Origin of the sequence: Saccharomonospora xinjiangensis XJ-54 (genome assembly GCF_000258175.1) — a bacterium.
GTDB classification, from domain to species: Bacteria; Actinomycetota; Actinomycetes; order Mycobacteriales; family Pseudonocardiaceae; genus Saccharomonospora; species Saccharomonospora xinjiangensis.
Genome location: NZ_JH636049.1, coordinates 171735 through 194282, shown reverse-complemented (window position 1 = coordinate 194282; position 22548 = coordinate 171735). Strand labels below are relative to the sequence as shown.

Here is a 22548-nt window from a genome sequence, read left to right as displayed (position 1 = left end):
TCTCCTCGGTGGACCACCCGAGGACTCGACCGATCTCACCGAGGCGGTGCGCGACACCGTCGAGACCACCGTGCGGGCGATTCAGGACTGGCTCGCCGCCGATCGGCTGCTTGCCGCTCGTCTGGTGGTGCTGACCCGAGGCGCCGTGCCCACCGCCGACGCGGACCCGGTGCACGATCTCGTCGGCGCTGCCGTCTGGGGACTCATCCGCACCGCGCAGACGGAGCATCCCGGCCGCATCACGATCGTTGACCTCGACGACGACCCGGCCTCTCCTGCCGCGCTGCCCGCCGTGATCGCCTCCGGTGAACCGCAGGCCGCCGTGCGCGCCGGAACCGTCCTGGTGCCCAGGCTGGCCCGCTTCGCCGCCGTCGCCGAGCCCGCGGCTCAGGCTGACGACCACACCGACTCGGTGCCCGCGTCGACCGTGCTGATCACCGGCGGCACCGGCGGACTCGGCTCCGTGGTGGCCAGGCACCTGGTTCGCACCGGTCGGGCAGCCTCGCTTGTGCTCGTGTCCCGCCGGGGCCCCGCGGCGCCGGGGGCGGCCGAGCTGGTGTCGGAACTGGAGTCCCACGGCGCACGGGTGTCGGTCCGAGCGGGCGATGTCGCCGATCCGGACGTCGTCGCCGAGCTGATCTCGACCGTGCCGGAGGAGTTCCCCCTCACCGGCGTGATCCACGCGGCGGGTGTGGTGTCCGACGGGGTGCTCACCTCGCTGGACCCGGCCCGGCTGGCTGCGGCGGTGGCGCCGAAGGTGGCGGGTGCCTGGAACCTGCACCGTGCCACCGAGGACCTGGCCCTGTCGATGTTCACCGTGTTCTCCTCGGTGTCGGGCATCCTCGGCTCGGCGGGGCAGGGGGCGTACGCCGCCGGGAACGCCTTCCTGGACGGGCTTATCTCTCATCGGCGCGCGGCGGGCCTGGCGGGGACCTCCCTCGCCTGGGGGCCCTGGACCGCCGAGACCGGCATGACCGCCGGGCTGAGCGAGGCCGACCACACCCGGATGCGGCGTTCCGGGCTGCGCTCCCTGACTCCGGCGCACGCGCTCACCCTGTTCGACCTCGTCACCGACGTCCGTCCTGCCCTGGCCGTGCCGGTCGCCTTCGAGCTGGCGGCCCTCGGCGACCGCGACGCCGACGACGTGCCCGCCCTCCTGCGCGGGCTCGTGCGACCGCGTCCCCGCAAGGCTGCGTCGGGTGCGCCGGACGCGGCGGTCGAGCTGCGTGCCAGGCTCGCCCCGCTCGACGCGGCCGAACGACACCGCCTGCTGCTCACCATGATCGGCACCGAGGTCGCCCTCGTCCTGGGCTACGGCGACCCGTCGCGGGTGTCGGTGGACCGCGAGTTCCGTGAGTCCGGTTTCGACTCGCTGACCGCGGTCGAACTGCGCAACCGGCTCGCCGCGGCCACCGGTCTCCGGCTGCCCGCCTCGCTGATCTTCGACTACCCCAGTGTCCGGGCTTTGGCTGCGCACCTCGACGACGTGCTGCTCGGTGAACGCGCCGAGGTCGTCACCACCACCGGACGAGGAGCCGGTCTCGACGACGACCCGATCGCGATCGTGTCGATGAGCTGCCGGTATCCCGGAGACGTGCGATCGCCGGAGGACCTGTGGCGACTGCTGCTCGACGAGGGCGACGGCATCGTCCCCTTCCCCGACGACCGAGGCTGGGACATCGGCGGCCTGTACGACGCCGACCCGGACCGTTCCGGCACCAGCTACACCCGCGAGGGTGGCTTCCTGCGCGGCGCCGCGGAGTTCGATGCTGGTTTGTTCGGGATTTCGCCGCGTGAGGCGGTGGCGATGGATCCGCAGCAGCGGTTGTTGCTGGAGGCGTCGTGGGAGGCGTTGGAGCGGGCGGGTATCGCGCCGTCGTCGGTGAAGGGGAGTCCGACCGGGGTCTTCGCCGGGGTCATGTACAGCGACTACGCGAGTCTCCTCTCCGATGTTCCCCCGGAGGTGGAGGGCCACCTCAGCACGGGGACATCCAACAGTGTCGTGTCGGGTCGGATCGCGTATACGTTCGGTTTTGAGGGGCCGGCGGTGACGGTGGATACGGCGTGTTCGTCGTCGTTGGTGGCGTTGCATCTTGCGGTGCAGTCGTTGCGGTCGGGTGAGTGTTCGTTGGCGTTGGCCGGTGGTGTGACGGTGATGTCGACGCCCACGGCCTTCGTGGAGTTCTCCCGGCAGCGTGGTCTGGCTGCCGACGGCCGGGTCAAGTCCTTCGCCGCGTCAGCCGACGGCACCGGCTGGGGTGAGGGTGTCGGGGTCCTGGTCCTGCAACGTCTCTCCGACGCGGTGGCCGATGGTCGTCGGGTTCTGGCGGTGGTCAAGGGTTCGGCGGTGAATCAGGATGGTGCGTCGAATGGGTTGACGGCGCCGAATGGTCCGTCGCAGCAGCGGGTGATCCGTCAGGCTTTGGCGAATGCGCGTTTGTCCACTGGGGATGTGGATGTGGTGGAGGCGCATGGTACGGGGACTCGGCTTGGTGATCCGATTGAGGCGCAGGCTCTGTTGGCGACGTACGGCCGGGACCGGGAGCAGGCGGATCCGGTGTTTTTGGGTTCGGTGAAGTCGAACATCGGGCATACGCAGGCTGCTGCGGGTGTGGCTGGTGTGATCAAGATGGTCATGGCGATGTGGCATGGGGTGTTGCCGCGGACCCTGCATGTGGGTGAGCCCACGTCGCAGGTGGATTGGTCGTCGGGTGCGGTGGAGTTGCTGACCGAGTCGCGGCCGTGGCCCGAGGTGGACCGTCCCCGACGGGCCGCGGTGTCCTCCTTCGGGATCAGCGGCACCAACGCCCACGTCATCCTCGAACAGCCCCCGGCCCACGACGGCGCCCACGAATCCGACGCGGAACAGCCGACCGACGGCCCGCTGATCTCCTGGGTTCTCTCTGGACACTCCGCCGAGGCGCTGCGCGGTCAGGCCGCTCGTCTGGCCGCCCACGTCGATTCGGCCCCTGAGACGTCGCTTGTCGCTCTCGCTCATGCCCTCACGAGCAGCAGGTCCGAATTGGACCATCGCGCCGTCGTCTTCGGCGCCGACCGCGCTGAACTGTCGGCGAGGCTGGCGGCGTTGGCCGACGGACGAGATGCGACGGGCGTCGTGGTCGGCCGAGCCGGTGACGCGGGTTCGCCTGGCACAGCCTGGGTGTTTCCGGGGCAGGGGGCGCAGTGGGTTGGGATGGCCGCTGATCTGATCGGGACGGATGAGGTTTTCACGACTGCGTTGGTCGAGTGTGAGTCGGCGTTGGTGCCGTGGGTGGATTTCTCGGTGTCCGAGGTGTTGGGCGGTGCTGATGAGGAGTTGCTCGGCCGGGTTGATGTGGTGCAGCCGGTTTTGTGGGCGGTGATGGTCGCGCTGGCGGCGGTGTGGCGTGCTCGGGGTGTTGCGCCGAGCGTGGTGGTGGGTCATTCGCAGGGGGAGATCGCTGCTGCGACGGTGGCTGGGCTGCTCTCTGTTGCTGAGGGAGCTCGCTTGGTGGCCACTCGTTCCCGGTTGATTGCGCGGGAGTTGTCCGGACGTGGTGGGATGCTGGCCGTTGATGCGGGCATCGACGAGGTGCGCCGTTGGGCGGAGGACGCCGATGAGCGGGTGCCGCGTGATCCGGCCCCTGTCGCCGACTCCGCGGACTCGGTCGGTTCCTGTGTTGCTTCGGCGTCGGGAGGTGCTCGTGTTGCGGTGGCTGTGGTGAATGGTCCTGGGCAGACGGTGTTGTCGGGGGACCGGTCGGTGTTGGAGTCGGTGGCTGCAGAGTGTGCAGAGCGCGGGGTGCGGGTGCGGTGGTTGCCGGTGGATTATGCCTCGCATTCGCCGCAGGTGGCCGCGGTTCGTGAGGAGTGGCTTGCCACGGCCGGGGCAGTGGAAACCACACCCGGCACGGTGCCGATGGTTTCGTCGGTGACGGGTGAACCGGTTGGTTTCGGTGATCTGGATGCTGAGTATTGGTACCAAAACCTCGCCGAACCGGTCCGCTACGACCGGGCTGTGGAGACGGTGGTGGGGCAGGGATACCGCCGGTTCCTGGAGATCAGCCCACACCCCGTCCTCACCTGGCCCACGACTCGAGTGATCGAGACGATCGCCGCGGGCGACCTCGCCCGACCGGGAGCCGGAGATGAGGACGAGGCCGTCGTGGTGGGCAGTCTCCGCAAAGACGAGGACGGTCCCGCGGCGCTGCGGACATCACTGGCCGCCCTCTGGACAACGGGTTCCACTGTGGACTGGACCGCCGTGCTGCCGTCCGCGCCTGTCCACCTCGCGACGCCGCTGCCGACGTACCCCTTCCAGCGCACCCGCCACTGGCTGGACATGCGACCGGCGGGTCCCGCCGCCGCGTCCGTCGCCGACGGCCCGTTCTGGGAGACCGTTGACCAGCTGGACGCGCGGGCACTTGCCGACCTGGTCGCCCCCGGGGCCACGGCGGACGACACGGTGGTGACGGCGCTCGCCCCCGCACTGCCGGTGCTGGCCGAGTGGCGGCGACGATCCCGAGAACGCGAGGCGCTGGACTCGTGGCGGTATCGGATCGGCTGGACGCCGCTGACCCCGCCCGACGCGGAACATCCACTGACGGGCCGGTGGCTCGTGGTGGAACCCGCCCCGGGGGCCAGGTCCGGCGACTCCGGGCTGCCCGCCGCCGTGGAGGAGCTCGTCGGCGCCTTGCGCGGCGGCGGAGCCGAGATCGTCCGCCTGGCCGTCGAGCCCGGTACGGGGCGCGCCGACCTGACGGCGTGGCTCGCGGAGCTGGCCGAGCAGACGGCGCTGCGCGGCGTGGTCTCGCTGCTGGCCTGGGACACCGCCGCCGACGACACGCCGGGGTCGCCGCTGCCGCGAGGCCTGGGTGACACCCTCACCCTGATCCAGGCGACCGGCGACGCGGCGCTGTCCGCCCCCTTGTGGTGTCTCACCCGCGAGGGCATCGGGACGACGGAGCATCCCCGGCCGCTCGATCCGGTCGCTGCCCAGGTGTGGGCGCTGGGCCGGGTCGCGGCGCTGGAACACCCCGACCGATGGGGCGGGCTGCTCGACGTGCCCGCCTCGATCACCGGTCCGGTCGCCGCCCTCGTGTGCTCTGCGCTCGCGCGGGCCGACGACGACCAGGTGGTGGTGCGCCCGTCCGGCGCCGTAGGCCGCCGACTGCTCCGGGCATCACCCCCGGAGACCGGAGACCGGAAGCCTGCCGCATGGACGGTTCGTGACACGGTGCTGGTGACCGGCGGGACCGGCGCGCTGGGCGCGCAGGTGGCGCGCGCCCTGGCGGCGCGGGGCGCCCGACGACTGGTGCTGACATCTCGGCGAGGTCCCGACGCACCCGGCGCGGAGGAACTGGTCAGGGAGCTGACCGAAGCGGGAGTAGTGGTGACCGTCGCGGCGTGTGACGTCGCCGATCGAGACTCGGTCGCTCGGGTCCTCGCGGACATCCCCGCCGACACGCCGTTGACCGCCGTCGTCCACGCAGCCGGAGTGAGCCACTCCGCGCCGCTGGCCGACTGCGACCCCGCGGAATTCGCCGCGGTGATCAGCGCCAAGGCCGAGGGTGCGCGGGTCCTCGACGAACTGCTCGGCGATCGCCCTCTGGACGCCTTCGTGCTGTTCTCCTCGGGCGCCTCGGTCTGGGGAAGCTCAGGTGCGGGCGCCTACGCGGCGGGCAACGCGGCGCTCGACGCGATGGCGGACGCCCGCAGGGCGCGAGGCCTGCCCGCGACGTCGATTGCCTGGGGCAGCTGGGCGGGCGGGGGCATGGTCGACGACACCGAGGGCGACTGGCAGCTGCTGGGGGTCCGCCCGATGGAGCCCGACATCGCGATGACCGCGATGTGGCAGGCCGTCGAGCACGGCGAGGTCATGCTCACGGTCACCGACATCGACTGGGAGCGGTTCGCCCCGGCGTTCACCCTGGCCCGGCCGCGTCCCCTGCTCGACGACCTTCCTGAGGTGCGTGCGGTGCTCGCCCGCGAGCGTGCCGACGTCCCCGAGGCGTCCACCACCCGTGACACTCTCGCGGCGACCCTGCGGGCCCGCACTCCCGGCGAGCGGCACACCATGCTCGTCCGGCTGGCCCGCACCGAGGTCGCCGGGGCGCTCGGGCTCGACGGGCCGGACTCCGTCAGCCTCGGACGCGAGTTCAAGGAGCTGGGATTGGACTCCCTGACCGCGCTGGCTCTGCGGAACCGGCTGAGCGCGGCCACCGGGCTGCGCCTGCCCGCGACCTTGGTCTTCGATCACCCCACCGTGACGGCGCTGGTGGAGCATCTGCTGTCCGAGCTGGTGCCGCCCCCCGTCGAGTCGGAGGCCGAGGACGACGCGATCCGCGCGGCCCTCGCCGCCGTGCCCCTCGCCCGACTGCGGGAGGCGGGACTGGTGGACGTGTTGCTGCGGATGGCCGAGGACACCGCAGCAGAGGAGACCGACGCCGCCTCGGCGGCACCGGACGCGGCCGAGGCCGCGGACGACGACATCCGCGCCATGGACGTGGACGACCTGGTCCGGCTCGCGCTCAACGTGGACGACGCGACGGTGACGGGCAAGGCGGTCGAGTTCGAGTGACACGCGACGATGAGGAGCCGGCCATGGAGAAACCTGCCCACGACGTGGTCGAGGCACTGCGATCCTCGCTGCTGGAGAACCAGCGCCTTCGCACCCGGAATCAGCGGCTCACCGCTGCATCGACCGAGCCGATCGTGATCATCGGAATGGCGTGTCGGCTTCCCGGCGGGGTGCGGTCGCCCGAGGACCTGTGGCGGCTCATCGACCAGGACGGCGACGCGGTCGCCGACTTCCCCGCAGACCGGGGCTGGGACCTGGACGGACTGTTCGACCCCGACCCGGACCGGCCGGGCAGCTCCTACACCCGCCAGGGCGCCTTCCTCGACGACGTCGCGGAGTTCGACGCGGAGTTCTTCGGTATCTCGCCCCGTGAGGCCGTCGCCATGGACCCGCAGCAGCGACTCCTCCTGGAGACCTCCTGGGAGGCCTTCGAACGTGCGGGCATCGACGTGGCGTCCCGGCGGGGATCGGACGTCGGCGTCTACATCGGCACCACTGGCCAGGACTACTCGCAACTTCTCGCGCAGGCACGGGAGAACGCCGAGGGCTATGTGCTGACGGGGAACGCCGCCAGCGTCCTGTCCGGCCGCCTCGCCTACACCTTCGGCCTGCAGGGCCCGGCGGTGACCGTGGACACCGCGTGCTCGTCCTCTCTGGTCGCGTTGCACCTCGCCGTACAGGCTGTCCGGCAGGGGAACTGTTCACTGGCACTGGCGGGCGGCGTCACGGTGATGTCCACTCCGGGACCGTTCGTGGAGATGTCCCGGCAGCGCGGCCTCGCCGCCGACGGCCGGTGCAAGGCCTTCGCCGACGCGGCGGACGGGACCGGCTTCTCCGAGGGCGTCGGTGTCCTGCTCGTCACCCGGCTCTCGACGGCACGGCGATACGGCTACCCGGTTCTCGCCGTGATCCGGGGCAGCGCCGTCAACCAGGACGGGGCCAGCAACGGACTCTCCGCCCCCAACGGCCCCGCCCAGCAGCGTGTCATTCGACAGGCGCTGGCCGACGCCAGGCTGACCGTCGCCGACGTCGACGCGGTGGAGGCGCACGGCACGGGCACCACTCTGGGCGACCCGATCGAGGCGCAGGCGCTGCTGGCGACCTATGGGCAGGACCGCCCGGCGGCCCCGCTGTACCTCGGCTCGGTGAAGTCGAACATCGGCCACGCCCAGGCCGCCGCGGGTGTGGCGGGGGTGATCAAGATGGTCGCGGCACTGCGGCACGGACGACTGCCCCGCACTCTGCACGTCGCCGAGCCGACCGGTCACGTGGACTGGTCGGCTGGCGCGGTCGAGTTGTTGACCGAGGCGCGGGCATGGCCGGACGCCGGGCGACCCCGGCGCGGTGCCGTGTCCGCCTTCGGGATCAGCGGAACCAACGCTCACCTGATCCTGGAGCAGGCCCCCGATCCGGCACGGCCCGGTGCCGACATCGATTCCGTGTCAGACCCGCGGACGGAATCCGACGACGACGTCGCCGCGGCCTCCGCCGTACTCCCGCCCGACGCCCCGGTCCCGTGGGTGCTCTCCGCCCGCAGCGCCGACGCACTCCGAGAGCAGGCGCGGCGGCTGCGCGACCGGGTCCTCGCCGACCCCGGTGTCTCCGTGGCCGACATCGGTTTGTCGCTGGCCACCACCAGGTCGGCGCTGGAACATCGGGCCGCCGTGGTCGGCGCCGATCGTGCCGACCTGGTGCGCGGCCTGACGGCGCTGATCGAGGGAACGGGTGATAGGGACCTCGTCACCGGCTCAGCCCAGGACGGCAAGACGGTGTTCGTGTTCCCCGGGCAGGGATCGCAGTGGCCCGCGATGGCTCGTGAGCTGCTGGCGAGCTCGCCGGTGTTCGCCGACTCCGTCGCCCGCTGTGCGGCGGAGATCGAGCGGCACGTCGACTGGTCCCTGCTCGACGTCCTGCGGGGCACGCCCGATGCGGCGCCCTTCGACCGGGTCGATGTCCAGCAGCCGGTGCTGTTCACGATGATGGTGTCGCTCGCCGAGCTGTGGCGTTCGTACGGCATCGAGCCTGACGCTGTCGTCGGCCACTCCCAGGGGGAGATCGCCGCCGCGTTCTTCGCGGGCGGACTCACTCTCGCCGAGGCGGCCCGAATCGTCGCGGTGCGCAGCCGGGCGTGGTTGCGCGCCGCAGGGCAGGGCGGCATGGTCTCCGTGCTGCTCCCCGCCGACGAGGTACGCGAGCTGCTGCGCGAGACGAGCCACGACTTGGCCGTCGCCGCGGTGAACAGCCCGCGGTCCTGCGTCGTGACAGGTGAGCCGACGGCGTGCGAGAAGTTCCTGGCCGCCTGCGAGGAGAAGGGTGTGCGGGCCCGCAGGGTGCCCGGCGTGGACATCGCGAGTCACTCGCCGCAGGTGGATGTCCTGCGGACGCGACTGTCCTCGGATTTCGCCTCGATCAAGCCGGGCTCGGCAAGCGTGCCCTTCTATTCGACGGTGACCGGCGGCCCGCTGGACACCGGGGAGCTGACCGGCGACTACTGGTTCCGCAACCTGCGGCAGACCGTCCGCTTCGACGATGCCGTGCGGGCTCTCCGTCAGGACGGGCACGACGTGTTCCTCGAGGTCAGTCCCCATTCCGTCCTGCTCTCCTCGATGCAGGAGACCTTCGACTCCTCCGGTGGCGGTGGTGCGGCCGTCGGCACGCTGCGCAGCGACGCGGGTGGGCCGGATCGGTTCGTGCGAGCGCTCGCCGAGGCCTGGGTGCACGGGGCGAAGCCCGACTGGACGGCCGTCTTCGCGGGGCGTCCTGCCTCGCGGGTCGAGCTGCCCACCTACGCCTTCCAGCGGCGACGGCACTGGGTGGACGTGGCGAGCATCCGCAGCGGCGACGTCACCTCGGTGGGGCTCGCCGCCGTTGACCACCCCTTCGTCGGGGCGGTGCTGTCGATGGCCGACACCGACGGAGTGGTGATGTCGGGGCGACTGTCGGCCGAGACCCTTCCGTGGCTGGCCGGCCATCGGGTCGGTGAGGCGGCGTTGCTGCCCGGTACCGGCTTCGTCGAGCTCGCCGTGCGCGCGGGCGACGAGGTCGGGTGCGGCCGGATCGTGGAGCTGACGATCGAGGCGCCGCTGGTGCTGCCCGAGCGGGGCGGGGTGGCCGTGCGGGTCGTCATCGGCGCGGCCGACGCGACAGGCGGCCGCGCGGTCACCGTGTCCTCGGCCTCCGACGGCTCGGTCGATGCGGTCTGGACCCGTCACGCCGCCGGAGTCCTGGCACCGTCGAAGGGCGACGCTGTCGAGGGACCAGCCGAATGGCCTCCGAACGGTGCCCGCACGGTGCCGATCGACGACTTCTACCGCCGGGCTGCCGAGGCGGGACTGCCCTACGGCGCGGCTTTCCACGGTCTGGACGCGGTCTGGCGACGCGGCGACGAGGTGTTCGCCGAGGTGAGTCTGCCGGAGTCGGTGCGGAGCGAGGCAGGCCGGTACGGCCTGCACCCGGCGCTGCTGGACGCGGCCCTGCAGGCTTCGGGTGCGGCGGCGTCGATCGAGGGGCAGGGGCCGGTGCTGCTGCCCTTCTCCTGGGACGGGGTCGTCCTGCACGCCTCCGGAGCCGACCGGCTGCGCGTCCGGCTCACGCCTGCCGGGCAGGACGCCACGACCCTGCTGGCGACCGACACCGCAGGCCGGCCGGTGATCACGGTCGACCGGCTCGTCTTCCGTCCCGTCGCGACGACGATCGCCGATCCCGCCGCGCGCGTCGTCGGTGAGTCCCTGTTCCGGCTCGACTGGACGCCGATGGCCAGGTCCGGGCCGACCCCGGACCTCTCGCAGCGGCTCGCCGTGCTGGGGACGGGCACTGTGCCGCTTGGCTGGGCCGGAGACGTCCCCGTCCTCGCCGATCTGACCTCCGCCGAGTGCGAGGCCGAGTTGGTGTTCCTGTTCTGTCCACCCCCGATCGGCTCGACCGGAATCACGGCGTCGGCAGCGGTGACGGATGAGACGGTGCCCTCGGCCGTGCACACGGCCGTGACGGTCGTGCTCGGTGCGGTGCGGAACTGGCTGGCTGCCGAGCGGCCGGATGCGGACCGCCTCGTCGTGGTCACCCGGGGCGCGGTCGCGGCGGTGCCTGGCGAGGACGTCGCGGACTTGGCGGGTGCCGCGGTCTGGGGACTACTGCGTTCGGCGCAGACCGAGCATCCCGGCCGTCTCCTGCTGATCGACGCCGATCGCGACGACGCCTCGCCTGCCGAGTTCGGCGCCGTGGTGCGCGCCGCACTCGACGCGGACGAGACCCAGGTCGCCGTGCGCGACGGCGACCTGCTGGTGCCGAGGCTGGCCCGCGCGGCCCGCGTGGAGCAGCCGCACCGCGACGTGGAGTGGGGTCCGGACGGCACCGTGCTGGTCACGGGCGGCACGGGCATGATCGGCAGCATGGTGGCGCGACACCTCGTGCGAGACCACGGGGTCCGGCACCTGCTGCTCACGAGTCGGCGCGGACCCGAGGCACCCGGCGCGACGGAGTTGGCCGACGAACTGCGCGCCGAAGGGGCGACCGTGACCGTCGTCGCCTGCGACGTGGCCGACCGCGGGGCACTGGCCGACCTGCTCGCCGGAGTCGATCCCGGCCAGCCGCTGACGGCCGTCGTGCACACGGCGGGCGCCGTGGACGACGGAGTGATCATCGACCTCACGGCCGACCGGCTGCCCACCGTGCTGCGACCCAAGATCGACGCAGCTTGGCATCTGCACGAGCTGACCGCCGACCTGCCCCTGCGTGCCTTCCTGCTCTTTTCCTCCGCGTCCGGCATCGTCGGCAACGCCGGGCAGGCCGGTTACGCGGCGGCGAACACCTTCCTCGACGGCCTCGCCGCATACCGGCAGGCTCGCGGCCACACCGCACGATCGATGGCCTGGGGCCTGTGGGCGCAGGTCAGCGAGTCGACCGCATCGGCGAGCCGCGACGGCTTCGCCGGCATCACTCGCGCAGGCGTCACCGGACTCACCGAGGCCCAGGGCATGGCCCTGTTCGACGCCTGCGTGGCCGACTCCTCCCCGGTGCTCGTGCCCATGCGACTGGACACCGCGGTGGGCGCGGACGGCCGCCACGCGGGCGGCGTCCCGGTCATGCTCCGCGGCCTGGTGCGCGGACCCCGTAGGCGGGCCGCCGAGGCGGGTGTCGCCGACGTCGAGGACATGCGACGCAGGCTGATCGGCCTGCCTCGGGACGAACAGATCGCGGTCCTGCTCGGTCTGGTTCGCGCCGAGGTCGCCGCCGTCCTCGGACACGAGTCGGCGGCGACCGTGGCCGCCGACCGTGCCTTCAAGGAACTGGGCTTCGACTCGCTCACGTCGGTGCAGTTGCGCAACCGGCTCACCTCGGTCGTGGGCCTGCGGCTTCCCGCGTCGTTGGTCTTCGACTACCCGACGCCCCTGGCGCTGGCGGAGTTCCTGCTGGTACAGGCGGTCGGAGGCGACGAGTCGCGACAGGCCGTCACTCCGACGGCCGTGCTCGACGGCGATGATGTGGCGATCGTCGGCATGTCCTGTCGTTATCCCGGCGGGGTGGACTCCCCGGAAGACCTGTGGACGCTCCTCGCCGAGGGCGGCGACGCGATCGGGAGCTTCCCAGCCGATCGCGACTGGAATCTGGACGTCCTGTTCGGCTCCGCCACCGGGTCCGCCGCTCGCGCGGGTGGGTTTCTGCATGACGTGGCGGAGTTCGATGCTGGTTTGTTCGGGATCTCGCCGCGTGAGGCGGTGGCGATGGATCCGCAGCAGCGGTTGTTGCTGGAGGCGTCGTGGGAGGCGTTGGAGCGGGCGGGTATCGCGCCGTCGTCGGTGAAGGGGAGTCCGACCGGGGTCTTCGCCGGGGTCATGTACAGCGACTACCTGAGCAGACTCACGGTGGTCCCCGACGGGGCGGAGGGCTACCTCAGCACCGGCGGATCCAACAGTGTCGCCTCGGGTCGGATCGCGTATACGTTCGGTTTTGAGGGGCCGGCGGTGACGGTGGATACGGCGTGTTCGTCGTCGTTGGTGGCGTTGCATCTTGCGGTGCAGTCGTTGCGGTCGGGTGAGTGTTCGTTGGCGTTGGCCGGTGGTGTGACGGTGATGTCGACGCCGGGTGGTTTTGTGGAGTTTTCCCGGCAGGGTGGTCTGGCGTCGGATGGTCGGTGTAAGTCCTTCGCGGAGGGTGCGGACGGCACGGGCTTCTCCGAGGGGGTCGGGGTCCTGGTCCTGCAACGTCTCTCCGACGCGGTGGCCGATGGTCGTCGGGTTCTGGCGGTGGTCAAGGGTTCGGCGGTGAATCAGGATGGTGCGTCGAATGGGTTGACGGCGCCGAATGGTCCGTCGCAGCAGCGGGTGATCCGTCAGGCTTTGGCGAATGCGCGTTTGTCCACTGGGGATGTGGATGTGGTGGAGGCGCATGGTACGGGGACTCGGCTTGGTGATCCGATTGAGGCGCAGGCTCTGTTGGCGACGTACGGCCGGGACCGGGAGCAGGCGGATCCGGTGTTTTTGGGTTCGGTGAAGTCGAACATCGGGCATACGCAGGCTGCTGCGGGTGTGGCTGGTGTGATCAAGATGGTCATGGCGATGTGGCATGGGGTGTTGCCGCGGACCCTGCATGTGGGTGAGCCCACGTCGCAGGTGGATTGGTCGTCGGGTGCGGTGGAGTTGCTGACCGAGTCGCGGCCGTGGCCCGAGGTGGACCGTCCCCGACGGGCCGCGGTGTCCTCCTTCGGGATCAGCGGCACCAACGCCCACGTCATCCTCGAACAGCCCCCGGCCCACGACGGCGCCCACGAATCCGACGCGGAACAGCCGACCGACGGCCCGCTGATCTCCTGGGTTCTCTCTGGACACTCCGCCGAGGCGCTGCGCGGTCAGGCCGCTCGTCTGGCCGCCCACGTCGATTCGGCCCCTGAGACGTCGCTTGTCGCTCTCGCTCATGCCCTCACGAGCAGCAGGTCCGAATTGGACCATCGCGCCGTCGTCTTCGGCGCCGACCGCGCTGAACTGTCGGCGAGGCTGGCGGCGTTGGCCGACGGACGAGATGCGACGGGCGTCGTGGTCGGCCGAGCCGGTGACGCGGGTTCGCCTGGCACAGCCTGGGTGTTTCCGGGGCAGGGGGCGCAGTGGGTTGGGATGGCCGCTGATCTGATCGGGACGGATGAGGTTTTCACGACTGCGTTGGTCGAGTGTGAGTCGGCGTTGGTGCCGTGGGTGGATTTCTCGGTGTCCGAGGTGTTGGGCGGTGCTGATGAGGAGTTGCTCGGCCGGGTTGATGTGGTGCAGCCGGTTTTGTGGGCGGTGATGGTCGCGCTGGCGGCGGTGTGGCGTGCTCGGGGTGTTGCGCCGAGCGTGGTGGTGGGTCATTCGCAGGGGGAGATCGCTGCTGCGACGGTGGCTGGGCTGCTCTCTGTTGCTGAGGGAGCTCGCTTGGTGGCCACTCGTTCCCGGTTGATTGCGCGGGAGTTGTCCGGACGTGGTGGGATGCTGGCCGTTGATGCGGGCATCGACGAGGTGCGCCGTTGGGCGGAGGACGCCGATGAGCGGGTGCCGCGTGATCCGGCCCCTGTCGCCGACTCCGCGGACTCGGTCGGTTCCTGTGTTGCTTCGGCGTCGGGAGGTGCTCGTGTTGCGGTGGCTGTGGTGAATGGTCCTGGGCAGACGGTGTTGTCGGGGGACCGGTCGGTGTTGGAGTCGGTGGCTGCAGAGTGTGCAGAGCGCGGGGTGCGGGTGCGGTGGTTGCCGGTGGATTATGCCTCGCATTCGCCGCAGGTGGCCGCGGTTCGTGAGGAGTGGCTTGCCACGGCCGGGGCAGTGGAAACCACACCCGGCACGGTGCCGATGGTTTCGTCGGTGACGGGTGAACCGGTTGGTTTCGGTGATCTGGATGCTGAGTATTGGTACCAAAACCTCGCCGAACCGGTCCGCTACGACCGGGCTGTGGAGACGGTGGTGGGGCAGGGATACCGCCGGTTCCTGGAGATCAGCCCACACCCCGTCCTCACCTGGCCCACTGTGCACGCCGTGGAACGGCTCGTCTCCGGCACGGACGATCATCGCGACGCGCGAGGCGCCGCCGAGTCCTCGGAGATCACCGCCGACCCGCGCGGGGGCGCAGGAGGATCGCTGGTGGTGGGCAGCCTGCGCCGCGACCACGACGGTCCGCGCGCGCTGGCGGAGGCGGCGGCCGCACTGTGGACCGCAGGAGTGCCGCTGCACTGGTCCGCGCTGCTGCCCGCACCCCAGGCGGGCCCGGCCGCCGACCTGCCCACCTACGCTTTCCAGCGCACCCGTCACTGGCTCGACCCACAGGTCGCAGCGGCCGAGTCTCCGGGCGACGGGCTCGACACGACCTTCTGGAACAGCGTCGAGGACCAGGACGTCCCGGCGCTCGCCGCCACCCTCTCCGTCACGGCGGAGACTCCGTTGAGCGCGGTCGTGCCCGCCCTCGCCGACTGGCGGCGGCGCAGGCGCACCCAGGACGTCGTGGACTCGTGGCGCTACCGGATCTCGTGGCGGCGGCTGACCACGCCTGCCCGGACCAGCCTGGCGGGGCGCTGGCTGATCCTGGAGCCCGCGACGAGCGACGGCTCCGGCCTGCGAGACTGGCTGCGCACCGCGCTGCGAGGCGCGGGCGCCGAGCCGATCTGCATCGAAGTCCCCTCCGCCGCCGACCGCGGCAGCCTCGCCGGCCAGCTCGCCCCTCTCGTCGGTGACGAGGTGGCCGGGGTGATCTCTCTGCTCGGTATGGACGGGACGACGCATCCGGCCCATGCGGTGGTGCCCTCGGGCGTCGCGGGCACCCTTGTCCTGGCCCAGTCGCTGAGCGACCTCGGCGTCGCCGCGCCCGTGTGGTGTCTCACCCGAGGCGCGGTGCACGTCGATGGCAGCCACGAGACGATCGTGCCGGAGCAGGCGCAGGTCTGGGGGCTCGGCCGGGTCGCCGCCGCCGAGCATCCGACCAGCTGGGGCGGCCTCGTCGATCTGCCCGCGGTGCTCGACGCCCGGGTGAGTGCCCGGCTGTGCGCGGTCCTGGCCGGACTCGACGACGAGGACGAGGTGGCGATCCGGTCGTCGGGTGCCTTCGGTCGTCGCCTCGTTCACGCTGAGCCCGCCGCGCGGGCAGACGGCATCACCCCTACGACCGCAGCGACGGCCGAGCCGGGGCAACCGGAGGAGGGTTGGACGCCGAGCGGCACGGTGCTGGTAACCGGCGGCACCGGGGCACTCGGTGCCAGGGTGGCGCGCTGGCTGGCGGATCGGGGCGCCGAACACCTGGTGCTCACCAGCAGGCGGGGGCTCGACGCGCCGGGTGCGCGCGAGCTGGAACGCGAACTCGCCGCCGTCGGCGTCCCGGTGACCGTCGCGGCGTGTGACGTGGCCGACCGGGACGCGCTCGCCCAGGTCCTGGCCGGCATCCCGGCCGCCACGCCCCTGACGGCTGTCGTCCACACCGCCGCCATGCTCGACGACGCCGTCGTCGACTCGCTGACCGTCGAGCAGCTCGACAACGCGATGCGGGCCAAGGTGCAGGGCGCGAAGAACCTCGACGAGCTGACCGAGGAGCACGACCTCAGCGCCTTCGTGCTCTTCTCCTCGCTGGCGGGCTCGGTCGGCATCCCCGGTCAGGCCGCCTACGCACCGGGCAACGCGTTCCTGGACGCACTCGCCCGGCAGCGGCGCGATCGCGGCCGCACCGCGACCTCCATCGCGTGGGGACACTGGGCGGGCGGCGGCATCGCCGCGGAGGACATCGAAGAGGTGCTACGTCGTCGTGGCACGGCGGACATGCCGCCGGAGCAGGCCTTGATCGCGCTGGCGCAGGCGCTCGACGCCGACGAGACCTGCCTCGCGGTGGCGGACATGCGCTGGGACACGATGGCTCGCGGCTACGACGCGGCCCGGCCACATCCACTGCTGCGCGAGCTGCCCGAGACCCGTCGCAGGCAGGAGGCCGACCAGGCGCGGCCGGGGACACCGGACCGGTCGGGCGCGGGACTCGCCGGGCGGCTGGCCGAGACGCCCGAGCCGGAGCAGCGTCGGCTGCTCGTGGAGCTGGTCGCGGCCAAGGCCGCCGCCGTCCTTGGACACGCGTCGTCGGTGGCGGTGGAGGCGGACCGCGCCTTCCGGGACCTGGGCTTCGACTCGCTCACGGCCGTCGAGTTCCGCAATCAACTTGGCCTGGTCACCGGGCTGAGCCTGCCCGCCACCGTGGTCTTCGACCACCCCACGGTCACCGCGCTGGCTGAGCACCTGCGGCAGCTCCTCGTGGGAGCCCGGCCGGAGGTGGTGGTCCGCGCGGGCGCCGATGTCGGCGGCGATCCGATCGCCGTCGTGGGACTCGGCTGCCGATTCCCCGGCGCGGTGAACTCACCCGCCGAATTCTGGGACCTGCTGTCGCGCGGCGGCGATGCCATCACCGACTTCCCTGACGATCGCGGCTGGGATGTGGACGGTCTGCGTGCACTCGGGCGGGAGTCGTCCGAGACGGTCTACGCCCGTGCGGGCGGCTTCGTCGACGACGTGAGCAGCTTCGACGCGGACTTCTTCGGAATCTCGCCTCGTGAGGCGACCGCGATGGACCCGCAGCAGCGGCTGCTGATGGAGACGTCGTGGGAGGCCTTCGAACGGGCGGGCGTCGATCCGACGGTCCTGCACGGGCAGGACGTCGGCGTCTTCGTCGGCTCGAACAACCAGGACTACGCCCGGCTCATGGCTGACGTCCCTTCCGCCGCCGGCTACCTGAGCACCGGTGGCACGGCCAGCGTCCTGTCGGGTCGGATCGCGTATACGTTCGGTTTTGAGGGGCCGGCGGTGACGGTGGATACGGCGTGTTCGTCGTCGTTGGTGGCGTTGCATCTTGCGGTGCAGTCGTTGCGGTCGGGTGAGTGTTCGTTGGCGTTGGCCGGTGGTGTGACGGTGATGTCGACGCCGGGTGGTTTTGTGGAGTTTTCCCGGCAGGGTGGTCTGGCGTCGGATGGTCGGTGTAAGTCGTTCTCGGATGCGGCGGACGGCACGGGCTTCTCCGAGGGGGTCGGGGTCCTGGTCCTGCAACGTCTCTCCGACGCGGTGGCCGATGGTCGTCGGGTTCTGGCGGTGGTCAAGGGTTCGGCGGTGAATCAGGATGGTGCGTCGAATGGGTTGACGGCGCCGAATGGTCCGTCGCAGCAGCGGGTGATCCGTCAGGCTTTGGCGAATGCGCGTTTGTCCACTGGGGATGTGGATGTGGTGGAGGCGCATGGTACGGGGACTCGGCTTGGTGATCCGATTGAGGCGCAGGCTCTGTTGGCGACCTACGGGCAGGACCGTGCCGAGGGGATGCCGTTGTGGCTGGGTTCGGTGAAGTCGAACATCGGGCATACGCAGGCTGCTGCGGGTGTGGCTGGTGTGATCAAGATGGTCATGGCGATGTGGCATGGGGTGTTGCCGCGGACCCTGCATGTGGGTGAGCCCACGTCGCAGGTGGATTGGTCGTCGGGTGCGGTGGAGTTGCTGACCGAGTCGCGGCCGTGGCCCGAGGTGGACCGTCCCCGCAGGGCCGCGGTGTCCTCTTTCGGGATCAGCGGCACCAACGCCCACGTCATCCTCGAACAGCCCCCGGCCGCCGATCAGCGCACCCCCCGCGACGGTGACGCGACCCCGCCCGCCACCCCGGCCGGTGCCGCTCCGGTCATCCCCTGGGTGCTGTCCGGTCGGTCGGAGGCCGCGCTGCGCGGGCAGGCTTCGCGACTGCGGGCCGCGGTGTCGGCCGACCCCGCCCTGTCGCCGACCGCGGTGGCACATGCCTTGATCAGCACCCGCGCCCGTCATGAGCACCGTGCTGTGGTCCTCGGTGCCGATCACCACGAGCTGGCCGCCGGAGTGGACGCCGTAGCCGAGGGGCGTGACCTGCCCGGTGTGGTCCGTGGATCGGCGCGCGACGGCGGCCGGATCGGCCTGGTCTTCTCCGGCCAGGGAACGCAGTATCCGGGGATGGGTCGCGACCTGTACGAGACTCATCCCGTGTTCGCGGAGGCCTTCGACGAGGTGTGCGCGGAACTGGACCCACTGCTCGGTTTCTCCCTGCGCGACGCGCTCTTCGTCACCGGGAAACCGGCGTGGGACCGGGCCGAAGACGATGAGGGCTCGGCCGTCGAGGGCTCGTCGGCCCCCGAGGAACGTGCCGGCGTGGGAACCCTCCGCGCCATCGATGCGACCGGACTGGCCCAGCCCGCGCTCTTCGCGGTGGAGGTGGCGCTCGTCCGGCTGCTGGCCTCGTTCGGCGTGACGCCTGCCGCGGTGGCGGGCCACTCGCTCGGCGAGGTCACCGCCGGCTTCGTCGCCGGGGTGTGGACGTTGCCGCAGGCGTGCCGGGTGGTGGCCGCGCGCGCCGGACTCATGCAGGCGCTCCCCGAGGGCGGGGCGATGGCGTCGATCGCCGCCACCGAGAACGAGGTGCGCACCGCCCTGACCGATCTCGACGCGACCGAGGTGAGCATCGCGGCCGTCAACGGCCCACTGTCCACGGTGGTGTCCGGCGACGCCGACGCGGTCGGTCGCGTCGTCGAGTGGTGGCGTGACCGGGGACGTCGCGCACGGCCCCTGTCGGTGTCACACGCCTTCCACTCGGCCCTGATGGACCCGCTGCTCGACGAGTTCGGCCGGAGTCTCGCCGCGGTCGGCTTCACCACACCCGAACTGCCGCTGATCTCGACGGTCACCGGAGCGCTGCTCGACAGCGAGACGGCGACGTCGGCCGACTACTGGGTGCGGCAGACCCGTGAGCCGGTCCGCTACGCCGACGCCGCGCGCGCCCTGCGCGACTTCGGCGTCACGACGGTGATCGAGGTAGGCCCCGGCGGCGTGCTGACCGCGTTGACCCGAGACGCGCTCGACTCCGCGGCCGACCCCGGCCGCGACTCGGGGCGCGATGAGGCGTCATCGAGCCCCGCCGGGTCGGTATCGACCCTGGCCCTGCTGCGAAGTGGACGGAGCGAGTCAACGTCCTTCGTCAACGCACTGGCCGCGCTGGAGGTCGCGGGATCCGCCGTGGACTGGACGGTGCTGCTTCCTGAGCACGTCGAGGCCGTGGACCTGCCGACCTACGCCTTCCAACGGCAACGCTTCTGGCTGGACGCGACCCGCACCCGCGCGGACGCCGACGGACTCGGACTGGTCCCGTCGGGCCACCCGGTGCTCGGCGCCAGGGTGGAGTTGCCCGACACCGGTGGCGTCGTCCTCACCGGCCGGGTCTCCACTGCGCTGCTGCCGTGGACCATCGACCACCAGGTGGGCGACGCCGTGGTGTTCCCCGGCACCGGGCTGGTCGACTGGGTACTCCATGCCGCGCAGGACCTCCCTGACCTGCCCATTCCGGAGATCGAGGAGCTGACCCTGCACGCCCCGGTGCTCCTGCCGTCGACCGGAGCTCTCGCCGTCCGGGTCCACGTGCACCGGCAGGCACCCGACGACCCCCCGGCGGACGCGGAATCGATCGGGGACGAGTCGTACTCCGACACCGCGGCCCTTCGTCGCACGGTCACCGTCCACACGCGCCGCGAAGACGACCCTGCGGCCGCGTGGGTCCTGCACGCCACCGGGTCTGTCGTGCGCGGTGGTCTCGACTGGCCCGCCGACGGTGTGGCGGAGTCCCTCGGAACCGCGGCCTGGCCGCCCTCCGGCGCGGTACCGCTGCCTGTGGACAGCTTCTACGACCTGGCGGAACTCGTCGGACTGCGGTACGGCCCGACGTTCCGAGGGCTGCGCGCCGCCTGGCAGCAGGGCGACGTCCTCTTCGCCGAGGTGGCCCTGCCCACGGCGATGGCCGACGACGGGAACGGCTTCGGGCTGCATCCCGCGCTGCTCGACGCCGCGCTGCACGCGGCTGGCCTCGTCACGACCGGCGAGGGCGGTGACGCCGACCCGGCGACCTCGCAGGCGCGGCTGCCCTTCTCCTGGTCGGGGGTCCGTCTGCACGCGGTGGGCGCCACGTACCTGAGGGTCCGTCTCACCGCGCTGCCGCACGGCGGTTTGTCGCTGCTGCTCGCCGACGGCGAAGGACACCCGGTCGCCGCGGTGCGCGGGCTGGCGCTGCGGCCGGTCGCCGCCGACCAGTTCACCTCGGCCGAGCGGTCGGTGGCGTCCTCGCTGTATCAGGTGGACTGGACTCCGGTCGTTGGCACCACGCCGCAGGACCGCGACCTGCGCTGGGCACAGCTCGGCCCGGATCATCTCGACGTCCTGCCGGGACTCCGCGCCGCGGGCGTCGACGTCGTCTCCGCGGGCACGCTCGACGACCTCGACGGGTCACGGCCTCCCGCCGTGGTCGTGTTCCAGCCCCACAGCGGGCCTTCGGCAGGGCCGCCTCGTGCGGCTCACGAGATGGTCGAGTTGACGCTCGCCACCGTGCGGGACTGGCTGGCGGCCGGCCATCTGGCCGACACCAGGCTGCTCGTCCTCACCAGGGGGGCGACGTCGGTGACGGCGGACGGCGACGTGGCCGATCCGGCCGCAGCCGCCGTCTGGGGGCTGCTCCGCTCCGCGCAGTCCGAACATCCCGGACGGATCCGGGTCGTTGACCTCGACGACGACCCCGACTCGATCCAGGCGTCGGTCGTCGCACCCGACGAACCCGCTCTCGCCGTCCGAGCAGGCCGCGCTATCGCCCCGCGACTCGCCCGGTTGACGACCGAAGGGCCGGGCATGCCCGACCTCGATCCGGCCGGCGCAGTGCTCGTCACCGGCGGGACCGGGGCGCTGGGCGCCGCCGTGGCCCGGCATCTCGTGGCCGAGCACGGCGTGCGTCACCTGGTGCTCACCAGCAGGCGGGGTCCCGATGCCCCGGGTGCCGACGCCCTGACCGCCGAACTGACCGAGGCTGGCGCCTCGGTGTCGATCCTGTCCTGCGACGTCGGGGATCGGGAGTCGCTTTCGCACGTGCTGGCCGAGATCAGACGTCACCGTCGCCTGGTGGGCGTCGTGCACACGGCAGGCGTGCTGGCCGACAGCGTGATCACGTCGATGAGCGCCGAGCAGGTCCGGGCCGTGTTCCGGCCCAAGGTCGATGGTGCCTGGCACCTGCACGAGCTGACCGCCGCCGACGACCTCGCACTGTTCGTGTTGTTCTCCTCGGCGGCGGGCGTGCTCGGAGCGCCGGGGCAGGGCAACTACGCCGCGGCGAACACCTTTCTCGACGCTCTCGCCCAGCAGCGGCGGGCCAGCGGCCTCGCCGCGACGAGCCTCGCCTGGGGCGCGTGGGACGAGACGTCGGGCGGCATGGCCGCGAACCTGGCCATGGACGAACGTCGTCGCCAGACGGGCCGGGGAGCGGCCGCCTGGTCGGTCGCGGACGGCCTGGCGGCGTTCGACCTCGGCTGCGGCAGTGCCGTGCCGGTGATCGTTCCCATCCATCTGAACGTCGGGCGCGTTGAGTCTGGGCGGGAGCGGGACGTGCCCGCGATTCTCCGGGAACTCGTGCCCTCGCGGCCGACGGCGGTGGGTTCGACCGGTCGACGCGCGACGTTCGCCGCCGACCTGCCAGCGCTGGCCCCGGAGGAGCGCGAGCGAGCCGTGCTGGAGCTGGTGTGCCGGGAGGCTGCCTCGGCGCTCGGTCACCGGACGTCCGACGCGGTGCGGGCCCAACGGCCGTTCACCGACCTGGGCTTCGACTCGCTGACCTCGGTCGAACTGCGCAACGCGCTCGTCGCCGCCACCGGACTCGCACTCCCGGCGACGCTGGTGTTCGACTATCCGACGCCAGCCGCCCTGGCCGAGCACCTATTGGCCGAGCTGGTCGTCCCGGAGGACGCCGCCGACGTCGGCGACCTGCTGCGCGGGCTGGACCGACTGCGGGAGGAGCTGCCGTTCCTGTCAGCGCAGGACTCTCGCCTTCCCGCGCTGGCGGATCGGTTGCGCAGCCTCACAGCGGAGATCGAGGCGCGGTCTACGGCCTCGGTGCCGACGGCGCAGGCAGACGGGCTCGACTCGGCCTCCGACGAGGAGCTCTTCGACCTCATTGACCGGGATCTCGGCCTCTCCTGA

General features: G+C 71.7%; 2 protein-coding genes (1 of these 2 cut by a window edge). Both read left to right on the top strand.

The features are described from left to right. Nucleotides 1–6559: the final stretch of a type I polyketide synthase gene (locus SACXIDRAFT_RS23425; protein WP_006236455.1), read on the top strand. It extends 9683 nt beyond the left edge of the window; 6559 of the gene's 16242 nt are visible here — the last part of the coding sequence; its start codon lies beyond the left edge, outside the window; it ends in the stop codon at nucleotides 6557–6559. Continuing rightward, entirely contained in the window at nucleotides 6556–22548 is a 15993-nt protein-coding gene (locus tag SACXIDRAFT_RS22855) for a type I polyketide synthase (RefSeq protein WP_050986889.1), read from the top strand. Before SACXIDRAFT_RS23425 ends, SACXIDRAFT_RS22855 begins: the two co-directional genes overlap by 4 nt.